The organism is Spirulina sp. CCY15215 (genome assembly GCF_016888125.1).
Taxonomy (GTDB): domain Bacteria; phylum Cyanobacteriota; class Cyanobacteriia; order Cyanobacteriales; family Spirulinaceae; genus CCY15215.
Genome location: NZ_JACSWA010000129.1, coordinates 1 through 356, shown reverse-complemented (window position 1 = coordinate 356; position 356 = coordinate 1). Strand labels below are relative to the sequence as shown.

The window sequence follows — 356 nt, the reverse complement described above, 5'->3', positions numbered from 1 at the left end:
GATAACGTTCTAACTTGTTCGGGTTTCCACTGGTAAAAATCACTTCAATGGCCAGATCGGGACGGGGTTTAGATTCTCCGAAACAGTAGGATTCATCGGGTTCGAGGGAAACTTCATTTTCTCGCTCTTGGGTTGTGGAGCCAAGAGGTTCAAATTCGATGTTTTTTTCTAGGCAAAATAGCTCGAGTAACATCCCAATAATAGTTTTAAAAAATTCATGTTCCCGTCCTGGCATCAGAATTTCAATGGTGCGATCATAATAAGAAAGTCGAATATTCCGCGACCCAGCAAAGCCCGCTTGAATGAGCTTAAACTGTGGCCAAGTAAGACCATAATGAACAATATGGCGATCGGGG

1 protein-coding gene is annotated in these 356 nt (G+C 43.0%); it reads right to left on the bottom strand.

The genetic code is table 11. The annotated features are described in order from the left end of the window. On the bottom strand, positions 1–356 hold a 356-nt coding region (locus tag JUI58_RS00590; protein ID WP_204101811.1), incomplete at both ends, for a Uma2 family endonuclease.